The following is a 19,564-nucleotide window of genomic DNA, read 5'->3' as shown; positions in this document are numbered from 1 at the left end:
CAGTCCACCGTTCGGGAGCGACCCTATGCCGTGCTATTGAACGGCGTCAGCGGAAGCCGCGCCACATGATGGTCACCGGATGCATGTGCCGCTCCGGGTCTTGGATGATGGTTGAGATCCAGGGCATGCGGTACACGCGCATGCCGGCGAAGGTCGTGCCCTTGGCGAAGGCGGTGATGATCCGATCGGTTATGCGCGTGCCCACCATGATCCCGTTGCCGGGGCGGTAGCACGCCGACAGCTGGCCGAAGCCCTGCAGCAGCGACGGGCCATCGTCGGCCATGCCGTAGTTCTGCGTTTCGTTGGGGAACCACTGCAGCTCCAGCCATGCGCCATCCGCCGGCGGAGTGAATGCCAGGCCCGGGTAGGAGCACGGCAGGCCCTGCGCTGCGGCGAAGGCGCCGACCAGGCTTGCGAAGGCGTCGTAGATATCGGTGCTGCTCATGGGATGCGCGCCTTCACCTTCGCGGTGACCTCGTTGACGATGAAGTCCCAGTTCTGCGCGGCGGCGCGCATGAAACCGTTGCCCGCCTGTTCGTACTGCCGGCCCAGGCTGTCCTTGCCGCTGAACCCGTGCTCCATGCGCAGCGCGTACGCAGCGGTCCAGCCGGCCCACACCGACTCGCCCAGCTGCAGCGTAGCGAAGACCAGCGCAGGAGCGCCGCTCTCGGATGTGGCCGGCCCGTCTTTAGACGCGACCGCAGAGTTGCGCAGGAAGCCGGTATCGACCGGCATGCGCCCGCCTCTACCCTCGGGCGTGTTCGCCTGGTCCATCACCGCCTGCGCGGACTCGCGGAAGATCGCCGTCTGCCGCTGCTTCGCCTTCTCCGCGAAGGCCCGCACCTGCCCCCCGAACTTACTTGCCACGCAACACCTCCGCTGTCATGTCGATCCGGAACTGCTTCGTGCAGCGGCAGCCCGCGATTTCATCCGGGCCGGCGCCGAGGCTCGTATCGCCCGGGTAGTTCATCAGCGCGCCGCTCGGCGACTGGAATGGCTCTCCGAACATCCGCCGCTGCCCGTTCATGGCCTTGTGCGTGTGCCGCGTGCGGTTGTCCCCGGTGTCCGACCAGGTGCCGATGACGTTCTCGGCCGCCAGCGCACCCGATTCGATCTGCTGCCGGTAGGCCTCTTCCCGGCCGGCGTTCATGCTGCTGATCGATTCGGTGCTGGCGATCATCTCGCCGCGCAGCTGCAGCAGCCTGTCGGCATAGCGGCCGGCGATCTTGTCGATGTCCGCCTGCGACACCGGCTTGCCGGCGGCGATGGCGCGCTTGACGATGCCGTCCAGGCGCTTGTCCCGCCGCTGGCGGCCGAAGTACTTGGCCATCTCAGTTGGGTCGCCGCTGGCCAGCTGCTGCCGCATGTTGGTGACGAACTGCCCCTGCTGAGCGGTGAGCCCCACCACGCCGCCGCTGCGTCTGCCATTGGTGCCAACGCGTCCAACGATGTCCAGGGCGCTCTGCCGAGGGTTTTGCCCGGCGGTCATGCCATGCACCAGCACGTCGCGGATCAGCTCACGCTGGTCGTTGACGATGCCGGTGACCAGCTTGGACGATGCCTCACGCAGCCAACGCTCTGCTGCTGGGTTCCGCATGTCGAACTTCGGACGCAGCGCTGGCGATTGCACCGCTGTCCGCGGCCGGTAGTTACCGGTGATGATCGGATCCAGCGACAGGCGCAGCTTCGGCAGCTCAGAAATGCCCTGCTGCCCACCGGCGCTGTAGGCACTGCGCAGCGCCTCTGCCAGATCGGCGAAGCGCGGTTCATCCAGCCCCATGACCGTCAGCACGTCATCGACCCGCCCGGCCTGCAGCAGATCGGTGATGAGCTGGACGCCAACCTGGCTGGTCACCTCCCGGATGGCCCGCAGGAACGCGTCACGGATCGCCGGCTCCAGCCGCGTCGCCAGCTGGTCAAGTTGGCGGGCGGTTGCAGTGGCCATCAGCGTCTCGCATGGAATTCGTACATGAGCACCTGCCCACCAGGGGACAGAGGCTGCAGGTCAATAAAGGTAAACAGATCGTTACCCAGCACGATGCGGTCGCTCAGCGCGGGCACGATATCGGTGGCGGTGCTGATCAGGCCGAGCTTGTCGCCCTTGAGTACCAAGGTGGCATCGCGGTTGGTGAGGCTGTATTCCAGCTCCACCACCTGGCAGTCGTGCCGAGTGGCTGGGCCCGGTTGAGGGTTGTGTGGCGGTCCTGTCGGGGCACCTGCGCGCTGCAGCTGGGCGGCGAACCCGTAGCGGTCGATCAATCGCGTGGCCGTGGCCTGCAGCCGGTCGTAGAAGGCGCTCATACGACGAACACCGCAGGGCCGATGTATGGCATCCGCAGCAGTGGCGCCAGGATCTCGTCGATGGCCGGCACCAGCGGCCGGTTGGCTGGCTGCCCGCTAGCCCCACTATCAGTGTAGGTCACCTCGATCGGCCCCACCTTCTCCCGGGTCACTGCCTCGGATGCCACGAAGTCGGGGGACAGGCTTCCCGGCCTGGCCAGCTCCCGCAGTGCAGCCTCGTACGTTGCCCGCTCCACTTCGCTCGGCACCTCATCGACGGCGATCACGTTGCCGTCGTAATCGACGGCGCCGGTGCGGGGCCATTCGTGCTCTTGGCCCCGCCCGGCTGTCCGTGTGCCGGGGAACATCGACTCCCAGCGCCCCGACAGCTGCAGCACGCGGTAGCGTTGATCCAGATAGTCGGTGCCGCGCACCAGAGCACTCAGCCGATCGACCTCCGATGCAGCAGACCACGCGACGTTCCCACGCGATGCGTGGTACGCATCAGCGCCCTCGATGGTTCCATACATGGAGCTTTCCTCACGACGATGCGAACTGACCAAACAGCCTCTTCTCTGCAGCCGCGCGAGCCGCTGCAGCCTCTTCCCTGGTCCGAAAGGTGCCCAGGCCAATGACACGCTTGTTGTGCGCAATGCGCGCGAACCACTTGCCAGTCCGGGAGCGATGCACGCCCTTGAAGCCCGATGTATTGTCGAGCCTGACCTTCGAGTTCATGTTGTTCTCGGAGCGAGTGGCCAGCCGAAGGTTGCTCCAGCGGTTATCGCCGCGATCACGGTTCTCGTGGTCGACCTCGCGCCCCTCAGGAGGCCACGCGCCGCTCATCAGGAACCACGCCACCCTGTGCGCGCGGTAGGTGTGGCCGAATAGCTGCAGCATCCTGTAGCCATCGCGTGTCCACCCTGCCGCGTCGCCCGGATGGATCATCTTCCCGTGGCCTCGCGTCGTGACCTTCCAGGTGAACCGGCCGGTCTCAGCGTCGTAGCTCACCACGGACATCACGTCCGCGCGGGTAATGCTCCCACGTGGAATGAGGGGCAGCGCTTTGATCCGTTCGCGCAGCCCCATGATCACTCCTCGTTCTTTGCGGCCTTGGCCTTCTCGGCGTCGTCCAACGCGGCCTGCAGCTTGTCCACGCCCCAGCGCTTGTCGTGCTTGATGCCGCCGGCTTCCAGCTTGGCGATGAGCTCGACCTTCTTCTGATCGGCTGCGGTCTGTGCATCCACCACCGTCTGTGCGGCTGCAGCGGCTTCTGCCTTCAGCGTGTCGAGTGCGGTGCTGATGTTCGCCTCACGCTCCAGCTCCGGCAGCGAGTTCCAGCCTTCCAGGGACAAGGCCGAGGCCTTGAAGGCATGCTGCACGACGTCGTCGCGGGTGACGCTGTCGCCGCCCTCGATCAGCTCGATGGTGTCGGGCAGGTTGAAGGTGCCCAGCAGGAACGGCTCGGTGTCGTCCTTCGACTCACTCAGCACGTTGGCTGCCAGCCAGGCCGAAACCACAGCGTTCTTCTTGAGGGCGGGCCAGTTCGGTACCGTCGCCGGCGAGCCCGGGACCAGCGTGGTGCCGTCCGGCAGGGTCAGCGGCGAGGTGTGGTTGTTGCTGATTTGCATGTGGGTGCTCCGGTGTGGCCCCGCCGGTGACGCGCGGGGCCGTGGTGGATCAGATGCCGTCGACGTAGACGACCTGCTTGGGAAGGCGCACGTCCAAGCCGCCCAGACGCATCACGCCCGGCACGTCCCAGCGCAGCGGACCGCTCTGGAACACCGGCAGGAAGCGATGCGGCATCGGCATGTGCAGCTTCAGCACGTTGGGGTCGTAGCGGTACGCGATCATGCGCGCCACTCCGCCGGCGCCCGCCGTGTCCAAGCCGCGCAGGCCGCGCACCATCAGCTGCTGGCCGGTGGTCGCCGTGTAGACGTTGTTGGCCAGGAAGTACTGCAGGATGGTCATGTCGCTGTCGTTGCTCATCCGCTTGGTGGAGATGAGCAGGAACTTCGACCAGGGCAGCAGCAGGCGATCGGCGATCGCGGTGGTGTTGGTGCCGTTGAACACGTTGAGGATCGACGCATTCATGTCGGCCACGATCTGGTCCGGGGTAGCGGTACCGGCGGCCAGCAGGGTGCCCCATGCCCCGGTGGGAGCTGCAACCGGGATCACGACGGCGGCGTTGAACAGGCCGCTGAAGCCCTTGCTGCCATCGCCGTACAGAGCAACGCGGTCGACCATGTCCTCGGATGCACGGCGAGCTACCGCCGCATCCTCGGTCGGCAGGTTGATGCCGAGCAGCTGTGCGCGGCCGATCTCCTCCCAGCCATAGCCGTAGCCGATACCTGCGGTGTGCACACCGGTCTGGAACTGCGAGCGGTTGGTGCCGGCCTTCGGGATGTCGTCGGCGTTGCCGTTGATCCAGTCGGCCTTGCCGTACTGATCCTGCGAGTAGTAGGTCACCGAGGTAGCGAACTCGCTGCCCGAGGTGTCGACCGGGATCAGGTCGCGGTACTGGATGTCCGGGTAGACGGTGCGGTACACGCCCGGCTCGATGATGGTCGTTTGCGCGACCAGAAAGCCCAGGGTGACCTGGGCGTCCAACAGTGGGAATGCGCTCATGTAGCTCAGGCTCCTTAGCCGAGACGGACGACGGCCAACTGGCCTGCCGCGGTGGTGCTGGTGTCCCAGCGGGCGCCAGTGATGGCGGTATTGGAGGTGGCAACGTTGGTGAAGAGGCCGGCCGACGTGAGGTAAACCGCGTCACCGGCGGCAACCGCCACGGCAGCGACAACCCACACGTCGCCCTTGGTCATGACACGGGCCGATGCGCGCTGCGGGAACAGATCCAGGCCGGTGGCCGAGCGGTCCAGCAGAGTGATGCCGACGTACTTGAGGTTGGCGCCGCCGAACATGGTGATGCCCTTGGCCGCTGCGCCCTGCGCGACGGCCTTGCCGAAGCCGATGCCAGCGACGTCCTCGACATCGCGCGAGATGATCGTCGCCGGCAGCATGGTTGCCTGCGCACCGGCGGTGGCGATCGGCTGGGTATCCGGATAGTTGGTTTGCAAAGGCATGAATCAGCCCTCCTTCTGGTTGCGGGTGCGGTAATCCAGGCTCGCCACCGAGGCGGCCCAGCCGTTGTCCATCACCGGGGTGCCCTGATTGCCACCGCCGCTGCCGCCGCGACCGCCGCCATCTCGCAGGGCCTTCACGACTGGATCTGCCGTTACGCCATCGGCCAGGATGTCGAAGCGCGCCTCGATGTAGGCGTCGGTCTTGCCGGCAATGGCGGCGTCGCCGAGCTTGCCGACCACGGCAGCCTTGCGAACGTCCGCATCGCTCTTGCCGCGGTAGTCGGTGTCGTGGATTGCCTTGGCCGTGGCCAGCAGGTCGCCACGCGCCTGCACGCGCGCATCCAGGGCAGCGGCGTCCAGTACCTTGCCCTGCAGGTCGTCGATGGCGGCGTCGCGCTTGGCGATCTCCGCATCCTTCAGCGCCAGGGCTGTGGTGTGCTCGGTCGCCTGGCGCGCGGCAACTGCGCTGGAGTCGGAGAGCTGGCGCTGCAGCTTGTCGATGGCGATGGCGCTGGCGTCGGTGCACTCGACCGGCAGCCCATCGACCATGACGGTCCGGGTGTTGGTGTTGCTCATGGTGTTGTTCCTCGTTGGGTTGTCGGCGCGATCCTTTCCACCGGGGGCGCGCCCATCCCCGATGCGTAGCTGTGATCCGCCCCGGGCTCGATCGACCAGGGCGAGGTGGTTCATGCGCAGGTTGGTCTGCACTGCGTCGTAGGCCTGGCCATCGGGCGTCACGCCATCGCTGAACACGATCTCGGCCGTGTACCCCATCGACAGCTCGCGCTTACCCGACTCATAGGCCGCGATGGCTGCGGCATCCATCAGCACCAGAGGCACGCGAACGAACTCCCCATCGCGCACGACCTCCGCGCCGGTCTGCCCGGCGGAGACCGCCTTCCAGCTGCTGGCGTCAACCATCTGCGCGGGATGCTCTACGGTGAGCGGCCTGTAGGCGTAGCTGTGCATCGCGTCCTGCGCGAACACCTCTTCCGGCGGCCGGTACAGCCGCACGATGGGCATGTCAGGCCGGCCCAGTTCGCTGCCCAGGTAGTCCTGCACGCCGGTGCGCGCCACCTTTGCGTCGGCCACGAGGTAGCCATCCGCGGTGCGCCGTGGCTTCGACACCGAGACGCGATCTGTCAGGAACATGCGTGGCTCCAATGAAAAGGCCGCCTCGCCGGCGGCCGTGGTGGTTCGTGTGCTCTTACAGCGCGGCCATTTGCGCGCGGATGTCTGCGCCCATGAGGCTGTATGCCGCGGTGTTCGGGTGCGTCCCATCGGTCGTGGCGTAACCGGCGCTCCCGTTGACCAGCCACTTCAAGTCATCACTGCCACGGATCGAGGGCCAGTGCTGCACCGCGTCCACGCCGGTACCGACCTGCGACGTCAGCCACGAATTGAGTTGCGCCGGCACGCCGGTGCTGTCCCAGCCGCCAGCGCCGCCCGAATACGTCTGGCTTGCCTCCGTTGCCCAGCTGTCGGTCGAGGTGGTGCGCGGCAGCAGGTGCCCGGCCAAGATCTTCTGGATTCCGTTGTTGCGCAGGAGCGTATAGACCGCGCCCAGCCTTGACTGCATGGTGGCCAGCGTGGCGCCCGTGCCGTTGTTGCCCAGATCGTTGGTGCCGTACATCACCACGGCATGCGTTGCGTACTTGGCCAGGGTGGTGTAGCGCGCATCGGCAACCGGCAGCGTGCTGGCGCTCCCGTGCACGGCAAGATTCATGAAGGCGATCTGGCTCGCATCGGTGTCACCTGCATCGCGCGTGGCGCGCGACATCCAGCCCAGCCCAGCGATGCGCGACGTGCTGCCGGCGTCGCCGGTGCCCTGCGTGATCGAATCACCGATCGATACCCACACCTTCGCGGCGCTCGCGTGCCGGCCGATCAGCTTGGGCACGTAGCCGTTGCTGCGGCTGGTGACCGCAGTGCCGGTGGCGGTCCACTGGCCAGCGGCATAGACGTCGCTGCTGGTAGTGACCGTCGGATCGAACCATGCCACACGCGCGCCGGACTGCGAGACCGCGCGCGCCGAGCTATTGCACAGGAACGATGCGGATGCCGAGTCGAACATCACCAGCAGCTTCACATAGGCGATAGTGCCGCGCGCGAACGTCGAAAGGCTGAAGTCGCTCGGCACCAGTGCATCGCTGGTCACATCGTTCGCGCCATCGGCGAGCGTCACGCTCTGCTGCCCGCCGAAGGTGATCGGGCGGATCACGCCACCGATCTCCAGCGACGCGCCCTGGATTGGCAGCGTGTTGCCGGCGTTGATCATCTGGTTCGTGCTGTAGGCGAGCCTCCAGTTGTCCAGCAGGATCCGCAGCTCTGTCAGGTCGCCTGAGCCCAGCACGTAGGGCCACCGGATCTGCACGCCGCGCTTGCTCTGCGTCTCGCCGCCGTTGTGCACCACGTTGCCGGCTGACGCGTAGCGCAGCGCCTGAGCTGCCGGAGCGTCGTTGTCGGTGATCGTGCCGGTGGCACTGGTCGTTGCGCCCAGCGTGTAGCCCGAGCCGGCCACCAGCGACACTACGACGGTCTCGCTGCTCTCCACGGCAGTGTCGTCGATGGTGGTGATCGTGATCGGCGCGCTGACTTGCCCTGCCGGGATGGTGACGCTGTTGGGCGCGGTGTAGTCGGTGCCGCGAGTGGCAGTACCGGCGTAGCCCAGGCCAACAACCAAGTCTGCCGATGGCGCAGGTGAGGCAATGGCGACGAACGCCAGCGTCCCGCCCTCGGTCACCGTCGGCGAGCCACTAAGGGTGACAGAGGGCTGCACCGGAACTGGAGAGCCAGTCTCTTCCGCCTTGAAGAACTCCACCACCACCAGCGAACCAGCGGCACCCGCAGTCGCGTAGAAGGCACCGGGCAGACTCACACCAGCGAACACCACGGGCGCGCCGACAACCGCAGATGCCGGCGCCACGACCCACACCGCCCCGCATAGCGCGACGAGCGCCTCGTCGTATTGCTGATATCCGTTGGGGCCTGTCGCAGACCTGTCCAGCACCGTGAAGCCAACGAACCTTGCCGCTGTCCCGTTGGCCGTGATGCCCTTGCGCCCCAGCCCCTGGTAGACCGGAACCCCGAATGCAATGCCGCCTGCATCCTCCGCGTTGCGGTACGTGAGCGCGGCACGCCGCATGTCCACGAGCGCGCCGGGTAGACCCGGCTCCATCGTCGTCGGGTACTGACTCTGCAACGCCATCGGCGCGCTCTCCTATTGCAGTTGTAGGTGCGGGCTACGCGTCATCTTCCGATTCGCCTTGAGGTGCGCTGGCAGCAAGCTGAGCGGCCGCCAGCTCCTCTTCCGCCTGCTCCTCTTGCCAGCTGGGATTGGACGCCACGAAGTCGTCCATCTCCGATTCCAGGCCCGGGGCCACGCCGGCCTCAGTGAGCATGTTCACCGCCACCTTGGACAGCACCTCATCCGGCACCAGCTTGGTGTCAGCGATCGTCTTGATCGTGTCGGCCGTGGTCTTGCCGTTGGTGGCGCGCTCGGTGTCGCTGGTCTGCCACAGGCTTCGCCAGTTGTAGAAGACCTCGGGAGGGCGTGCGCCGAGGGCGGAGCGGATCAGGCATTCGTCCATGATTTGCATCGCCGGCGAGAGCACGAGCTCCTGGTTACTGCTGATGCGGTCGTAGTAGTTGCGCAGGTCGCTCTCGCCGGTGGAGTTCATCCCACCAGGCGATTGCCCGAGCAGGCGCGTCATCGGGATATCCGATGCGCCCGATGCCAACTGCATGAAAGCCATCAAGATGTCGTTGAGCCCCGCGAAGCTGGTCGACTTCTGGCTGTAGTCCTCCTCCGAGTCGAGCAACAACGCGCCATTGATGCCCTTGGCCATGGCCGCGAGCTGCAGTCGCTGCAACACCTGCTCCTCGTAGGCTGGATCGGCCAACATCGACATGAAGTTGGGGATCTTGATGACGTCGACCTTCGCCTCAAACACGAGGGAGGCGATGTTCCCGGCGGTGGCGTCTGCATCCTTGATCGCTCTGCTGATCGCCAGCAGCACAGAATCGCCCCACCCTGCTTCACCACCACCATCCACTTCCGGATCCGGCCGCGCCGCGCCGTGCAGGATGACCAGGCGCGACGGATGGATGTTGATCTGGCCAGACCGATCGGTCGTGAGGGTGTAGTAGGCCGGCAGGCCATAGCCCGGCGATTCCGGATCCCGATCCAACTCCCCCGCCTGCAGCACTCGCTTCGCCAGCACATTGACGTGGCGGATGCCGCCCTTCCCGATCGATTCCGGCTGCAACGCTTCGCCGGGGGCGGCGGAGCCGGTCCCCAGATACAGCGCCGCGCCGCCGTACAGACGCGCCCACGTCATCGCGGCCAGCATCTTCTGCTGCAGGCCGAGCCGCTTCTCCTCCGCCTCGATCGCTGTGATCTGTTCCTGGTCGGCGCTCCAGCCTCGCCACTTCCGGCAGCTGTCCATGGCCGGGATGTCGATCACCTTGCGCGCCAGCCAGGTGCCGCGGTACGCGTTCGACGCTTCGACATCGGACAGCAGCGGCAGGCCATAGACCGAGGCCGCCGCCTTGTCGCGAGCGGTCCCCAGGTTGGCCACGAGATTGACCAGCCCGTCTTTCAGTTGTGCGAGCTTGCCCATCAGAGTGCGTTTCCAAGGTTGTAGGTGCTGCCCGTGACCAGCTCAGCGAATGCGCCAGAGAGCGCGTCGACCTGGTCGTCGTGTTTGGCGTTGGGGAACTCGGCGATCTCGTCGAGGAAGGTGGCCACCCATGGGCCATTCACCAGCTTGATGTTCCCGGCCTCGGCCTGTGCCTCCACCGGTGTTGCGCGGACCTCCTTCGATCCGGACTCGATCGCGGCCTTGATGTCCCAGCCGGCCAGCAGCTTGATCTGGTGCGCGGCGTTGGACTTGCCGGCGGCGCCAGGATCCTGCGGGATGCGCACCTTGATCGTTCTGCCGTCCTGCCGCGCGGTGTTCGTCAGCATCCGCTCCACGCCAGCGGGCGACACCTGGTCGCGCACCACGTCGAGCACGTAGTAGATGCCGCCAGCCTCGCCCAGCAGCAGGCCGACCGTGTAGTCGGGATCGCTGCTGGTCTTCTCCTTCGGATCGGTGGCGGCGAAGTCCCAGCGCCGAACCTTGCGCGCGGTCGAGATGGCCGGCGCCGCTTCCACGACCTCGAACCAATCCCGCTTGAACGAGCCACCGTCGCGCGGTGTTGGCCGCTGCTGGTACTGGCCGGCATACGCGTAGGTGCCTTTGGCGCGCTTCAGCCGTTCGATCTCGGCGCGGGGGAAGCGCTCCGGAAAGAGCAGCTCGCCCTCCTGGGTGCGCGGATCCTCGAAGAACAGCTTGCCGTCGACGTAAGTGCGGCACGGACCGCCGGTCTTCTTGCCGTCCTTGTCCGTCCGCTCCTCCTCGAACTCCATCGGGAGGTTGAGGTGGACGAAGCCCAGGTCCAGCTCCATCGCCACCGCTGCAATGTCCTGCTGGTGCAGGCGCTGCATGATGATGACCATGGCCGACGACGTGATGTCATTGAGGCGGTCGGTGATGCCCTCGCGGAAGATGCGGACGGCGGTCTTGCGCTCGGCATCGCTCTCGGCTGTTTCGGTCGAGTGCGGATCGTCGACCTTGACCCGGTCGCCGCGTCCGCCCGTCATCGAGCTGAAGGGTCGGGCCTCACTGAAGCCGTTGCCGGTGTTCTCGAACTTGCCCTTGGCGTTCTGGTCGCCGCGCAGCTTCAGCGGCCACGCCGCTTGGTACTGGTCGCTCTCGATGAGGCGCCGCAGCTTCAGGTTGTCGCGCAGGACGTTTGGCTGGCTGTAGGAGGTGGCCAGCGTCTGCAGGTCGGCGCGGCCGCATGGACCCCACTCCCAGGCAGTCCAGAACACCAGCACCAGCGACTTCATCATGCCCGGCGGCACGGTGATCAGCAGGAACTGGATGCGACCCTCTGTGACCGCCTCCAGGTGCAGGCACATCGCCCGCAGTGCCCAGCCGATCTTGAGCGGCCGGGTCGGTTCAAGCACGTGCCAGTGCTCGCGAATGAATCCCTCCAGCGACTGCGACCTGGCGCGGATGATCTCGACGTTCTCCGCGATCCGCTGCCGCTCCCGCTCAGTCGACCGCCTCGCCTTCTCCGCCCGGATCTCCGCCAGCGTCGGCAAGCGGACCGAGGATCTGTTCAAGGCGGTCGAGGTCATTGTCCGTGAGCTTGGTCAGGTCGTAGGTGCCGATCAATCCAGTGTGGTGTCGCTTTTCCACCAGCAGGCCGGCCAGCTTGCTCTTGCCCATGGTGGCGGTGACGGCCGCGCTGGCCTGCTTTTCCCTCAGCGCCAGCCGGCGCGCCTGCTCGAGCTCCACCATCAGGCTGTCGACCGTCACCTCGGCTTTGGTGGCGACCCGCTTCTGCCCAGCACGCACCGCGGCAGCGATGGCCGGGAGTGTCAGAAGGCGCGAGCCCTGCTGCTTGGCCGTCTTCTCGCTGTAGCCGGTGCGGATCGCCGCCTGCGCGGCGTTCTGATCTTTCAGGTATTCAGCAACGAATCGCTGCTGCTTCGGTGTGAGCGCCCCACGGCGCCCGGGCTTGTTCTTGGCCATGGGTCACACGTGGTGAGGTTGATCGAGGGCAATTAGGAAATCCAGCCGGTGGATCCTTAAAAGCCAACCACCGAAAGTGGCCTGGCTGCGTTTCGGTACACCTATAGCACACAGGCACTCGCCTCTCTGCCCGCAGCCACAACCCACTCAGGAGCAACATGGCAACTATCGAATCGGTAATTCTTCAAGTGGCCGCCCAGGTCATTTCCCACCTTGTCGGGGCGCTGCTTCGCCGCTGGCAGAGACATCTGGACTGCCCCTGTCAGCAGCAACTACGGCTTGGCAGGCGCGGAGCTGGTCGTCGGCGTCGCGTCCGACTCGAACAACAGCGCCCGCAAACTCGTCTCGGCGCTCGGCGGCCGCATCACGTTCGGCGGCGCCGGCGGAAGCCTCGGTGAGGCGCTGGGTTTCACAGCTCGCCCAGCCGTCCCGCAGCCGGAGAGCACCACTGCGCAGGTCAGCCACAACAGCATCAGGGACGGCCTGGGCCGCCTGCCGGTCTTCTTCATGCTTGGCTCCAATATTGGCCAGTGCCTCGGCCTGTTGGTGTTCGGAGGATCGGGCGGCCTGCTCACTGGCCAGTGCGCCAAGGGCGGCCCCTGCCTTCTGCTCGCTCGCGGCACCCTCGGCGCGGTCGCCGCGCCAGGCCCAGCCGGCACCGAACATGGCGCCCGACCACACCAGCGCGGCGATGAGGGCGATCGCTATGCGGTTCATGGTCAGCGCACCTGCGCGTCGTTGCAGGACTGCTCGTGCGCCATCTGCTCCATCGTCATGCAGCGGACGCACGCAATACCACCTTGGCCGATCCACTGCAGATCATGGCTCGCCCGATTCCGCTCCTGCACGTCCTGCGCCGCCAGCTTGTCGCGCAGCCGGAAGCCCAGCAGCGGCCAGATCTTCGCGACCGCATTCTGGCGCGCAATCTTGCGGCCCAACTCGGCGTCGAAGTTCTCCGGGCTGGCGCAAGCCGACTCACCGGTGACGGTGAAGCCGTTACGCAGGCGCAACACGCAGAATGTCAGCAGTCGCAGCTCGCCATGCATGCCGGCCACGACAGCCTCCGGGTTGCTGTGCCCAGCAGCCTGCACGCCTTCCGCTGCGGTGAAGAAGTACTCGCCGCTGATCTCCGCCTCGATATCTGTCGGCGTTACGCGCGATGCGGTCAGGCCCTTCGCCTGGATTTCCTGTTCGATGCTGTTGTCGTCCATATCAAACCCTCGTGTTGGTGTAGGTGACCCAGATCCAGGCCAGCGCGGCCAGCAACACGCCGCAGAGCGCGGTGATCAGCCAGCCCGGCGGATCGTTCGGCGGCGGCAGGCCGCGGTCCCAGTTGTCGGCCATGTCAGCCCCCCGGACCACGTCGGGCCATCCCGAAGAAGTAGCCGATCACCATGCCGGTTGCGTTGTTCAGGCCGCCGACCAACATGCCGAAAGAATCCTTGTTCTCCTGCGGGATGGCGACCGCGACGAGCGCGGCCATGGCCATGCCCACCAGGAACAGGACGAAGACCGCGATTCCGACGCGCGCCGCGCCGATGTTTCGGGTTGCCCAGCTCATGCGCCACCCGCCGATGCCCCCATGACCAGCCGCATCACCAGCCGGCTGACGGCGCGTTTATCCCGCTCCGTCGCCGCCGTGAATGTCTCCCATCGGAATTCCTGGATCACCGCCCCGAATTCCACCCAGTCGCCCTTGCGGGCCGCCGCCCACAACTCGCTGCTACCGCGCACTGCCTCGGCACCGATGATGTCGGCGATGGCGATGATGTAAGGCAGCGAGGGGCGCATCTCCGGGTGGACGCTCAGCAGCTCGAAGACCCTACCGCGCAGCAGGTGCTGCGCCTGCATGAGGTCTTCGGTCAGCTCCATGGTGGCGACCTGCTCGCTCTGGTCGCGGAACTCGATAGCCCGGCCGTAGCCGAGGCGCATCACATTGCGGCCGTCGCGGCGCGGCCGCTGCGTCAGCCCCCACACCTCTTTCAGTAGTGCCACGGCCTCATCCAGCGATTCGCGCTCGGCCTGCAGCAGGCCTGCGTCGTCCAGATCGGGCATCGTCATGCGCTCCCAACCTTCCCGCCGGCTCGCGCGTAAGCGGCCAGCAGGTTGTCCATCTTGTGCTCGTGCTGGCCGTAGCCGGCGCCAGGGAAGCTAGCCCAGATGTTCGAAACCCGCGCTATGGCCTCGGTGATCTTGCCGGCCTGGATCAGCGGCAGCGCACGGCGCTCCCGAATCTGCTGCAGCGCGATCTTGTCCTGGCTCAGCGGTGAAAAGTCCGGCAGACCCAGCGTCTTGCGGTACGCATCGTAGTAGCGGCGCAGCAGCTGGTACCGGCCGGCGGCAGTGGACGCGATGCCCAGCCTCGGCAGGTTCACAAGCACGCGCGGGTGATCGGCGTAGCCCTGGAACAGCCCCCCGCCCACCAGCACGTCGTAGCCGCGGTCCTTGGTGGGCTGCCGCCCGTTATCGGTACCCTCCGACCACGCGATCATTGATAGGAAAGCGCATACATTTGTGCCGCCAGCTGCCGCCGGCGTGATTTGAGGGGCGCTGGTCATACTATCGAACTCCATTGTTCACCCCGCTTCACCCTGTAGAACTGCGAGCGGGACACCCCAAAAAGGGTTGCTACTGACTTTTGGCCAAGCCGACCGGTGCGAATGTCCCGAACTGCGCTCTCTGTCAGGACCGCCCTGTGATTTTTTGCACCGGCAAGCGAGGGGAGTGGCTTGCCACGCTTTGCCTCGCTCAGACGCTTCTTGGTCGCTTCAGAAACCACTCGGCCACGAGACGCCTTCGACAGCTTCGCCCGGGTCGCTGAGCTGGGCCGAGAACCGCGGCGCGCAGCGCTGAGCTTCTGACGCTGCTCCTTGGAAATGCATTTCCCCCGATGAGCAATACCAATCCGAAGTCGCTCTGCCTCGCTATGTTTGTGACCGCTCCAGCCAAGCCCACCATCAGTTAGGTTAGAAAGCGGCCCCCTTTCTCGGTGATAGGCGATCCACCATTTTTCGCGCGCCTGCCAATCAGAAGTCGGCGCGAGCAGCTCAAGTACGCGAGCTGCCGGCCTCAACCCCTCTCCTCTCAGGTCGTTGATGCGAGCACATACAGGCCGATCTGGGCAGCGCTTTGCAGCAGCAAGGTGATTTGAAAGCCTCTTCTCTAGCGTCTGCGTTGTCCGGCCCACATAGAAGACATGGCCGGACACCGGATCAATCAGCGCATAGATCACGCCACCAGCTTGCTCGGGCGTGATGACCGCCATGTGCTATCTCCAGGTGAATAGTTGGCCGGTTACGGCTCCGGCAGCTGCCTTACACAGCCGATTCCCGGGCGTCTCGCGACGATGCCGGCAGGCCGCGACCGGGAACTCCCAGTCCGCTACGGCTTGAAATGGTGGGGCGACGTGGAGTCGAACCACGCGAGTCTCAGACGCCGGATTTACAGTCCGGCCCAGCGCCCATCTGGCAACTCGCCCCGGTTGTAGATGCCCGTCCCGCGCTCCAGCGGGTCGCATTGCTTGATCTGGCGAGGGGATCTGGCGAACTGGCGCGGGCCACCGGCAGGTTCCGGTGCTTGCCCCAGATCAGCCCCCGTTTGGCTGATCCGGACCCGCAGAAACGCAAAAACCCGGCGCTTGGCCGGGTTTGAGAGGGAGTTATTGACAGTGCCGATATCTTTCATTTATGTGCCGCCGCTGTCAAGCGGCAAGCTGCTGCGCTCCCCTCATCCATACGACACCGGCATCCAGCTCGTGCCGGTACTGGCGCGCTGTCAGAGCGGGCTTCCCTCCCATTGGCATGGCTGGCAAGGCCACACCTATGCGCTTTGCCATCTCCCGTTCGAACTCGGCGCAGGCCATCCTGGCCTTGATTGCCTGACTCGCGGCAACCGTGAATTCCACTCGGACCACGATCGAACGCAGCAGGAATTGCCGGCTCATTGATGCCAGCGCCCGGTCGATCCAGCGCAGGTCGTCGGGGATGCCGATGTCGATGGCAATCTCCGGATTGTCGTGCGGCCGGTCGGCATCGTTCCGAGCGCGCACCGGATCGACTGCCCAGGCCGGCACCTCGCGGATGCCGGCCAGCCCAGCTTGCTCGGCCATAAATCGCCGCCGCTGCCGGCCATCGCGATCGACCAGCTCGCAGAAGGCCTGTTCCACCGTCTTCGGCGCGTAGTCCCTGGCGTTTTCCAGCACGTGCCGGCTGCGGTCGGCGCGGCTGAGGGTGTAGCGGTTTGCGTGGGCATATCCCCACCGGCGCAGCTCAGCGAGCAGCGGATCTTCATTACGCCGCATGGCGAAATTCCTCCAACGTTTCATCATCCAGCCGGAACTGCGGCAGCCTGCCGTCGTCCTGGCACATCCCCATCTGCCGGCTCTCGTTGCCCTGGCAGTGCACGATCCCCAGCGTCCGATCGCGGCAGCTGCAGAACGCGCACAGCCCGCGCTTGCGCACTGCCGCCGCGTACCGCTTCCGCAGCAGCTTCTCGTAGTAGGCCTCAGGCCGGCTCAGGTTCGTCGGGTTGAGCGTCATGCAGCGAGGGCTCCAGGCTGGTTCTTCTGCTCGTGCCACAGGGCCAGCAGCAGAGCTTCGGCGCGGCCGTCATCCTTCTTGCGCTGCAGCTGCGGCGCGGCGGACGGGAAGCGGCGGATGGCCAGCTGCCGCGATGCGTCCTTGTCCTGACCGATCAGCCCGAAATGGCGCTTCCAGCTCTGCGGCTCGGCCAGGCTGAAGGGGATGCCCATCACCTCGAGCACCGCCTTCGCCTTGGCGTAGCTCTCGCCGAAGTTCATCGACGACTGCGCGCCCGCCTGCCGGCCGTCCTTCGGCGGCATCGCCCGCACCCGCTCAACACATCCGGCGAACACCGCGCCGGGGTGCTGGCTGCGGACCTCGCGGATGAAGACCGCGATCGCACGCGCATCGACTTCCTGCTTTTTGCCGACCCTCATTGCCGGCATGTCCAGGATCGGGCCAGCCTCGCCGTCGATCAGTGTGGCAACGGCGCCGGTCATGCCGGGGTCAATTCCGAACACTACGCGAAAGGTCATGCCGCCACCTGCAACTGGAGCTGCGCGCGCCTATCCAGCAGGTCGTCGCGCAACTCTGCGTGCGTGATCCGATGGTTGTAGGTGCCGAGCAAGGTCCGCACCGGCAAGGCGTTTCGCACGCAGTCGGCGCGCCTAGTTTCCACATTGCCATCCAAGCCCACATGCACCCTATGGTTCACCTTCACGGCCATCAGCTTCTTCATGACGGCGCGGGTCACTTCGTTGATCTCGTCGGTGAGCAAGTTCATGCCCGCTTCTCCAGTTCGGCTAGCAGCGCGTCCGCCAGCTCCACTGATGCGCGCGCGACCCAGTGGATAACTTGCATATCATGCATCGCGGCGTATCGCGACACGCGTTCGTAGCCATCCTGGTGATAGGCGCATCCGATGATCCCTTGCATCGCCGCCTTCGCGAACTCTTCGCGCTTGGTCAGACTCTCCACGCGCTGATCGCCGTTCGAGATCAGCTTCGCTGATTGCTGGATGCTCATGCCGCCTGCCTCCTGCTCTCTTCTTCTGCATCCCAGCCTTCCTGGCATGCATCGCGCAGCAACTCGCCGTCCCTGCCAGCGCCGTACTGAGGTAACTGGTCTCGCTTCTTGCCCGCCTGGCGCGCCCGCCGGCCTGTGTCCACGGCCCTTTCGTATTCGATCTGATTCATGCCGCCCTCGTGATGTTGAGTAGTTGGTCCTGGTAGGTCTGCCAGGCTTCAGTCCCGCGGCCGCCCAGGACATCGAACGTCCAGATGCGGAACTCGCGGGCGTGGTGCTTGAAACTGGGTCCGAAGACCTCGCGCATGCGGTCGCGGGTCATTCCGGGCATCTGGTCGCCGTCGTGGTGCCAGGCGCCGAGCGCGACGACCGCGTGCTGGCCGATCTGGCGCTGGCCATGCAGGTCGCCGAGATTGCGGTGATGGATCTGCGTGTGGCCGCACTGGATGGCGCGCTGCAGGCCGGCGGCGATGCGCCAGCGGCAGACGACGCAGCCGAGCGCGCGCGCGGCGTCCTGGTAGGCCTGCTCGGCGCGTGTCGCCGGCTTGATTGCGCGCCTCATGCGGCCTCCGCCAATTCGCACAGGCCAAGGTCTGAGGTGCAGCCGCCGCCCGCCTGGTCATCGAAGAACATGGCGAACTGACGGCCGCCGCGATCGGTCTGCGCCCATTCGACGAGCGTGCGAATGCGCGAGTACTCGCCCGGGCGGTCGCGGTCGGTCGGGTCCGTCACCGCGGGGAAGAAAGTCGCCGACCGGCGCTTGTTCGCCGAGGCCACGATCGATTCCCATTGCTCGATGCGGTCAATCTGATCCGGGAATCGCGAAGCGATTTCGCGTAGCTCGCTCTTCCGGCAGTTGATGCACGGCATGCAACCGACGCGGCCCATCCCCTGGGCGTAAAGCGGATTCGGTGGGATGCCGTGGCGCCGGTGCTGGGCCCACACATCGGCCACCGTCCACCGGAAGATGGGGCGCCAGACCATGCAGCCGGACTCGTGCCGATTGAAGCGTGGTTGCTTCGCTCGGTTGCGGCTCTCGTCCGCACGGATGCCGAGCCACTGCAGCACCGGGCCTGCACGCAGCATCTCGCCGACTACTTGCGTGGTGATCGGGATGGTCTTCAGTTCTTCAGTGCAGAATTGCGCCATCCGGCTTGGAAAGCGGCCCTTGGAGATACACAGGTCGAGGAACGGGTTGCCGGTAGGCTCATGCAGCGCGGCGGCCTGCTCCACGATCGCATCCGAGATGCCTTGCGCTGGCCACTTTTCCAGGATGTAGGCGCGGTGCTGCGCAAGCTGGCGGGTGAAGTCGGCCCGCACCGTTTCAACGGCAGGTCCGCCGGTTCGGTCAGCCAAGCGAGCGACATACTCCAGCGTGGCCTCGTGCTCATTGCCGGTATCGGCGAACACGGCGCGGAACGGCCGGCCAGACTCGATCGCCTTGAGATATGTGGCGGTGCTGTCCTTGCCTCCGCTGACATTGACGAGGTGTTGTACGGCCTTCATGCCGCCCTCCTCTGCTCGCCGGCCATCAGCAGGTATTCGGCGCGCAGCGTGTCGGTCAGCCCAGGCAGGTACCGCTTGTCGATGTGGTCGCAGATGCCGCGGAAGAACTCGCCGAACTCGCCCTCGTCCATCTCGTCGAATGCGATGGAGCGCGGCTGCGCGACGGACGCCTTGCCCAGCGGCCCCAGGTCGATCTCGAACGGCTCGCAGAACACGCCCGCCTCGGTCTGCACGCGCTTGATCGCGTCGTGCGCGGTCAGCGTCTCGAAGCCCTCGATGCCGTCCACCATCAGATGCCCGAGCGCATGCACCATGCGATGGAATGCTGGGTTACGCGGCTGCTTCAGTTCCGCGCGGATCTCGCGGCCGACGTTGAAGCGGCGCTCGCGCAGCAGCCGGCTATCGATCTGGTTGGCCGGCACCAGCGCGCCGACCAGCTCACCGGTGTCGGGGTCGATCAGCTTGCGCACCACCAGGTAGATCGGGCGCGCGGCACGCTTCGCCCGTACCTTTTTCGCGGCTTTGGTCATGGTCATGCGTCCACGTCCTGCCGCGGAGTGCGCGG

The 19,564-nt window shown here is 66.0% G+C and carries 31 protein-coding genes and 1 tRNA gene; all 32 read right to left on the bottom strand.

Going from position 1 to position 19,564, the window contains the following annotated elements:
* Nucleotides 1-46: 46 nt before the first annotated feature.
* Complete coding sequence (locus LL962_RS16900) at nt 47-445, bottom strand: phage tail terminator-like protein (protein WP_228317729.1); 399 nt, start codon at nt 443-445, stop codon at nt 47-49.
* Nucleotides 442-867, bottom strand: a complete 426-nt coding sequence (locus tag LL962_RS16895; RefSeq protein ID WP_228317728.1) for a hypothetical protein — start codon at nt 865-867, stop codon at nt 442-444. Before LL962_RS16895 ends, LL962_RS16900 begins: the two co-directional genes overlap by 4 nt.
* Complete coding sequence (locus tag LL962_RS16890; RefSeq protein ID WP_228317727.1) at nt 857-1,945, bottom strand: phage minor head protein; 1,089 nt, start codon at nt 1,943-1,945, stop codon at nt 857-859. Before LL962_RS16890 ends, LL962_RS16895 begins: the two co-directional genes overlap by 11 nt.
* Nucleotides 1,945-2,301 carry a hypothetical protein gene (locus LL962_RS16885; RefSeq protein ID WP_228317726.1) on the bottom strand — a complete coding sequence of 119 codons (357 nt, stop codon included), beginning with the start codon at nt 2,299-2,301 and terminating at the stop codon, nt 1,945-1,947. Before LL962_RS16885 ends, LL962_RS16890 begins: the two co-directional genes overlap by 1 nt.
* Complete coding sequence (locus LL962_RS16880) at nt 2,298-2,810, bottom strand: DnaT-like ssDNA-binding protein (RefSeq protein WP_228317725.1); 513 nt, start codon at nt 2,808-2,810, stop codon at nt 2,298-2,300. The genes LL962_RS16885 and LL962_RS16880 overlap by 4 nt, the downstream gene beginning before the upstream one ends.
* Before the next feature lie 10 nt (nt 2,811-2,820).
* Nucleotides 2,821-3,366 carry an HNH endonuclease signature motif containing protein gene (locus tag LL962_RS16875; RefSeq protein WP_228317724.1) on the bottom strand — a complete coding sequence of 182 codons (546 nt, stop codon included), beginning with the start codon at nt 3,364-3,366 and terminating at the stop codon, nt 2,821-2,823.
* A gap of 2 nt (nt 3,367-3,368) precedes the next feature.
* Nucleotides 3,369-3,908, bottom strand: coding sequence for a hypothetical protein (locus tag LL962_RS16870; RefSeq protein WP_228317723.1), 540 nt, complete (start codon nt 3,906-3,908; stop codon nt 3,369-3,371).
* A gap of 49 nt (nt 3,909-3,957) precedes the next feature.
* Entirely contained in the window at nt 3,958-4,905 is a 948-nt protein-coding gene (locus LL962_RS16865; RefSeq protein ID WP_228317722.1) for a DUF2184 domain-containing protein, read from the bottom strand.
* Between the two features lie 14 nt (nt 4,906-4,919).
* A complete protein-coding gene (locus LL962_RS16860; protein WP_228317721.1) occupies nt 4,920-5,360 on the bottom strand; it encodes a structural cement protein Gp24 in 441 nt (146 codons plus the stop codon).
* Between the two features lie 3 nt (nt 5,361-5,363).
* Nucleotides 5,364-6,641 carry a DUF2213 domain-containing protein gene (locus LL962_RS16855; RefSeq protein ID WP_228317720.1) on the bottom strand — a complete coding sequence of 426 codons (1,278 nt, stop codon included), beginning with the start codon at nt 6,639-6,641 and terminating at the stop codon, nt 5,364-5,366.
* On the bottom strand, nt 6,568-8,568 hold the full coding sequence (locus LL962_RS16850) for a structural cement protein Gp24 (protein WP_228317719.1): 2,001 nt from the start codon (nt 8,566-8,568) through the stop codon (nt 6,568-6,570). The genes LL962_RS16855 and LL962_RS16850 overlap by 74 nt, the downstream gene beginning before the upstream one ends.
* A gap of 34 nt (nt 8,569-8,602) precedes the next feature.
* On the bottom strand, nt 8,603-9,982 hold the full coding sequence (locus tag LL962_RS16845; protein WP_228317718.1) for a DUF1073 domain-containing protein: 1,380 nt from the start codon (nt 9,980-9,982) through the stop codon (nt 8,603-8,605).
* Nucleotides 9,982-11,550, bottom strand: coding sequence for a phage terminase large subunit (terL, locus tag LL962_RS16840; RefSeq protein WP_228317717.1), 1,569 nt, complete (start codon nt 11,548-11,550; stop codon nt 9,982-9,984). Before terL ends, LL962_RS16845 begins: the two co-directional genes overlap by 1 nt.
* A complete protein-coding gene (locus tag LL962_RS16835; RefSeq protein WP_228317716.1) occupies nt 11,465-11,947 on the bottom strand; it encodes a terminase small subunit in 483 nt (160 codons plus the stop codon). Before LL962_RS16835 ends, terL begins: the two co-directional genes overlap by 86 nt.
* A 201-nt stretch (nt 11,948-12,148) precedes the next feature.
* Complete coding sequence (locus LL962_RS16830; protein ID WP_228317715.1) at nt 12,149-12,664, bottom strand: hypothetical protein; 516 nt, start codon at nt 12,662-12,664, stop codon at nt 12,149-12,151.
* Between the two features lie 2 nt (nt 12,665-12,666).
* Nucleotides 12,667-13,158, bottom strand: coding sequence for a Gp49 family protein (locus LL962_RS16825; RefSeq protein WP_228317714.1), 492 nt, complete (start codon nt 13,156-13,158; stop codon nt 12,667-12,669).
* A 1-nt stretch (nt 13,159) separates the two neighbouring features.
* Nucleotides 13,160-13,291, bottom strand: a complete 132-nt coding sequence (locus LL962_RS20925) for a hypothetical protein (protein ID WP_255626390.1) — start codon at nt 13,289-13,291, stop codon at nt 13,160-13,162.
* 1 nt (nt 13,292) lies between these two features.
* On the bottom strand, nt 13,293-13,508 hold the full coding sequence (locus LL962_RS16820; protein WP_228317713.1) for a hypothetical protein: 216 nt from the start codon (nt 13,506-13,508) through the stop codon (nt 13,293-13,295).
* On the bottom strand, nt 13,505-14,008 hold the full coding sequence (locus tag LL962_RS16815) for a hypothetical protein (protein ID WP_228317712.1): 504 nt from the start codon (nt 14,006-14,008) through the stop codon (nt 13,505-13,507). The genes LL962_RS16820 and LL962_RS16815 overlap by 4 nt, the downstream gene beginning before the upstream one ends.
* A complete protein-coding gene (locus LL962_RS16810) occupies nt 14,005-14,505 on the bottom strand; it encodes a glycoside hydrolase family 24 protein (RefSeq protein WP_228317711.1) in 501 nt (166 codons plus the stop codon). The genes LL962_RS16815 and LL962_RS16810 overlap by 4 nt, the downstream gene beginning before the upstream one ends.
* A complete protein-coding gene (locus LL962_RS16805) occupies nt 14,502-15,212 on the bottom strand; it encodes an NUMOD3 domain-containing DNA-binding protein (RefSeq protein ID WP_228317710.1) in 711 nt (236 codons plus the stop codon). Before LL962_RS16805 ends, LL962_RS16810 begins: the two co-directional genes overlap by 4 nt.
* Nucleotides 15,213-15,341: 129 nt before the next feature.
* Nucleotides 15,342-15,426: transfer RNA gene (locus LL962_RS16800), tRNA-Tyr, on the bottom strand.
* A complete protein-coding gene (locus LL962_RS16795) occupies nt 15,389-15,631 on the bottom strand; it encodes a hypothetical protein (RefSeq protein ID WP_228317709.1) in 243 nt (80 codons plus the stop codon). The genes LL962_RS16800 and LL962_RS16795 overlap by 38 nt, the downstream gene beginning before the upstream one ends.
* A gap of 16 nt (nt 15,632-15,647) precedes the next feature.
* Nucleotides 15,648-16,247, bottom strand: coding sequence for a hypothetical protein (locus LL962_RS16790; RefSeq protein WP_228317708.1), 600 nt, complete (start codon nt 16,245-16,247; stop codon nt 15,648-15,650).
* Nucleotides 16,237-16,485, bottom strand: coding sequence for a hypothetical protein (locus tag LL962_RS16785; RefSeq protein ID WP_046735406.1), 249 nt, complete (start codon nt 16,483-16,485; stop codon nt 16,237-16,239). Before LL962_RS16785 ends, LL962_RS16790 begins: the two co-directional genes overlap by 11 nt.
* The gene (locus tag LL962_RS16780; RefSeq protein WP_228317707.1) at nt 16,482-17,003 is read right to left on the bottom strand and encodes a hypothetical protein; all 522 of its coding nucleotides are present in this window, start codon (nt 17,001-17,003) and stop codon (nt 16,482-16,484) included. The genes LL962_RS16785 and LL962_RS16780 overlap by 4 nt, the downstream gene beginning before the upstream one ends.
* Nucleotides 17,000-17,251 (bottom strand): hypothetical protein, encoded by a 252-nt coding sequence (locus LL962_RS16775; RefSeq protein ID WP_228317706.1) that lies wholly within the window; start codon nt 17,249-17,251, stop codon nt 17,000-17,002. Before LL962_RS16775 ends, LL962_RS16780 begins: the two co-directional genes overlap by 4 nt.
* Nucleotides 17,248-17,493, bottom strand: coding sequence for a hypothetical protein (locus tag LL962_RS16770; protein WP_228317705.1), 246 nt, complete (start codon nt 17,491-17,493; stop codon nt 17,248-17,250). The genes LL962_RS16775 and LL962_RS16770 overlap by 4 nt, the downstream gene beginning before the upstream one ends.
* Nucleotides 17,490-17,663, bottom strand: a complete 174-nt coding sequence (locus LL962_RS16765; RefSeq protein WP_228317704.1) for a hypothetical protein — start codon at nt 17,661-17,663, stop codon at nt 17,490-17,492. Before LL962_RS16765 ends, LL962_RS16770 begins: the two co-directional genes overlap by 4 nt.
* Entirely contained in the window at nt 17,660-18,055 is a 396-nt protein-coding gene (locus LL962_RS16760) for a hypothetical protein (RefSeq protein ID WP_228317703.1), read from the bottom strand. The genes LL962_RS16765 and LL962_RS16760 overlap by 4 nt, the downstream gene beginning before the upstream one ends.
* Entirely contained in the window at nt 18,052-18,999 is a 948-nt protein-coding gene (locus tag LL962_RS16755; protein WP_228317702.1) for a phosphoadenosine phosphosulfate reductase domain-containing protein, read from the bottom strand. The genes LL962_RS16760 and LL962_RS16755 overlap by 4 nt, the downstream gene beginning before the upstream one ends.
* A complete protein-coding gene (locus tag LL962_RS16750) occupies nt 18,996-19,535 on the bottom strand; it encodes a DUF1367 family protein (protein WP_228317701.1) in 540 nt (179 codons plus the stop codon). Before LL962_RS16750 ends, LL962_RS16755 begins: the two co-directional genes overlap by 4 nt.
* Nucleotides 19,536-19,564 lie beyond the last annotated feature (29 nt).

It is taken from the genome of Xanthomonas sp. NCPPB 1067, from assembly GCF_020783795.1.
GTDB classification, from domain to species: Bacteria; Pseudomonadota; Gammaproteobacteria; order Xanthomonadales; family Xanthomonadaceae; genus Xanthomonas; species Xanthomonas melonis.
Note: the sequence above shows the minus strand (reverse complement) of the source record. Positions and strands in the feature narration are given on the sequence as shown.

Coding starts and splice junctions, on each gene's coding strand:
- terL (WP_228317717.1), bottom strand. CDS start 11,550: ATGACCTCGACCGCCTTGAACAGATCCTCGGTCCGCTTGCCGACGCTG.
- LL962_RS16900 (WP_228317729.1), bottom strand. CDS start 445: ATGAGCAGCACCGATATCTACGACGCCTTCGCAAGCCTGGTCGGCGCC.
- LL962_RS16835 (WP_228317716.1), bottom strand. CDS start 11,947: ATGGCCAAGAACAAGCCCGGGCGCCGTGGGGCGCTCACACCGAAGCAG.
- LL962_RS16790 (WP_228317708.1), bottom strand. CDS start 16,247: ATGCGGCGTAATGAAGATCCGCTGCTCGCTGAGCTGCGCCGGTGGGGA.
- LL962_RS16805 (WP_228317710.1), bottom strand. CDS start 15,212: ATGGCGGTCATCACGCCCGAGCAAGCTGGTGGCGTGATCTATGCGCTG.
- LL962_RS16825 (WP_228317714.1), bottom strand. CDS start 13,158: ATGGACGACAACAGCATCGAACAGGAAATCCAGGCGAAGGGCCTGACC.
- LL962_RS16830 (WP_228317715.1), bottom strand. CDS start 12,664: ATGAACCGCATAGCGATCGCCCTCATCGCCGCGCTGGTGTGGTCGGGC.
- LL962_RS16820 (WP_228317713.1), bottom strand. CDS start 13,508: ATGAGCTGGGCAACCCGAAACATCGGCGCGGCGCGCGTCGGAATCGCG.
- LL962_RS16850 (WP_228317719.1), bottom strand. CDS start 8,568: ATGGCGTTGCAGAGTCAGTACCCGACGACGATGGAGCCGGGTCTACCC.
- LL962_RS16760 (WP_228317703.1), bottom strand. CDS start 18,055: ATGAGGCGCGCAATCAAGCCGGCGACACGCGCCGAGCAGGCCTACCAG.
- LL962_RS16885 (WP_228317726.1), bottom strand. CDS start 2,301: ATGAGCGCCTTCTACGACCGGCTGCAGGCCACGGCCACGCGATTGATC.
- LL962_RS16880 (WP_228317725.1), bottom strand. CDS start 2,810: ATGTATGGAACCATCGAGGGCGCTGATGCGTACCACGCATCGCGTGGG.
- LL962_RS16770 (WP_228317705.1), bottom strand. CDS start 17,493: ATGAGCATCCAGCAATCAGCGAAGCTGATCTCGAACGGCGATCAGCGC.
- LL962_RS16875 (WP_228317724.1), bottom strand. CDS start 3,366: ATGGGGCTGCGCGAACGGATCAAAGCGCTGCCCCTCATTCCACGTGGG.
- LL962_RS16810 (WP_228317711.1), bottom strand. CDS start 14,505: ATGACCAGCGCCCCTCAAATCACGCCGGCGGCAGCTGGCGGCACAAAT.
- LL962_RS16860 (WP_228317721.1), bottom strand. CDS start 5,360: ATGCCTTTGCAAACCAACTATCCGGATACCCAGCCGATCGCCACCGCC.
- LL962_RS16815 (WP_228317712.1), bottom strand. CDS start 14,008: ATGACGATGCCCGATCTGGACGACGCAGGCCTGCTGCAGGCCGAGCGC.
- LL962_RS16785 (WP_046735406.1), bottom strand. CDS start 16,485: ATGACGCTCAACCCGACGAACCTGAGCCGGCCTGAGGCCTACTACGAG.
- LL962_RS16750 (WP_228317701.1), bottom strand. CDS start 19,535: ATGACCATGACCAAAGCCGCGAAAAAGGTACGGGCGAAGCGTGCCGCG.
- LL962_RS16865 (WP_228317722.1), bottom strand. CDS start 4,905: ATGAGCGCATTCCCACTGTTGGACGCCCAGGTCACCCTGGGCTTTCTG.
- LL962_RS16855 (WP_228317720.1), bottom strand. CDS start 6,641: ATGGGACGCACCCGAACACCGCGGCATACAGCCTCATGGGCGCAGACA.
- LL962_RS16870 (WP_228317723.1), bottom strand. CDS start 3,908: ATGCAAATCAGCAACAACCACACCTCGCCGCTGACCCTGCCGGACGGC.
- LL962_RS16845 (WP_228317718.1), bottom strand. CDS start 9,982: ATGGGCAAGCTCGCACAACTGAAAGACGGGCTGGTCAATCTCGTGGCC.
- LL962_RS20925 (WP_255626390.1), bottom strand. CDS start 13,291: ATGGCCGACAACTGGGACCGCGGCCTGCCGCCGCCGAACGATCCGCCG.
- LL962_RS16795 (WP_228317709.1), bottom strand. CDS start 15,631: ATGAAAGATATCGGCACTGTCAATAACTCCCTCTCAAACCCGGCCAAG.
- LL962_RS16775 (WP_228317706.1), bottom strand. CDS start 17,251: ATGAACTTGCTCACCGACGAGATCAACGAAGTGACCCGCGCCGTCATG.
- LL962_RS16765 (WP_228317704.1), bottom strand. CDS start 17,663: ATGAATCAGATCGAATACGAAAGGGCCGTGGACACAGGCCGGCGGGCG.
- LL962_RS16780 (WP_228317707.1), bottom strand. CDS start 17,003: ATGACCTTTCGCGTAGTGTTCGGAATTGACCCCGGCATGACCGGCGCC.
- LL962_RS16755 (WP_228317702.1), bottom strand. CDS start 18,999: ATGAAGGCCGTACAACACCTCGTCAATGTCAGCGGAGGCAAGGACAGC.
- LL962_RS16890 (WP_228317727.1), bottom strand. CDS start 1,945: ATGGCCACTGCAACCGCCCGCCAACTTGACCAGCTGGCGACGCGGCTG.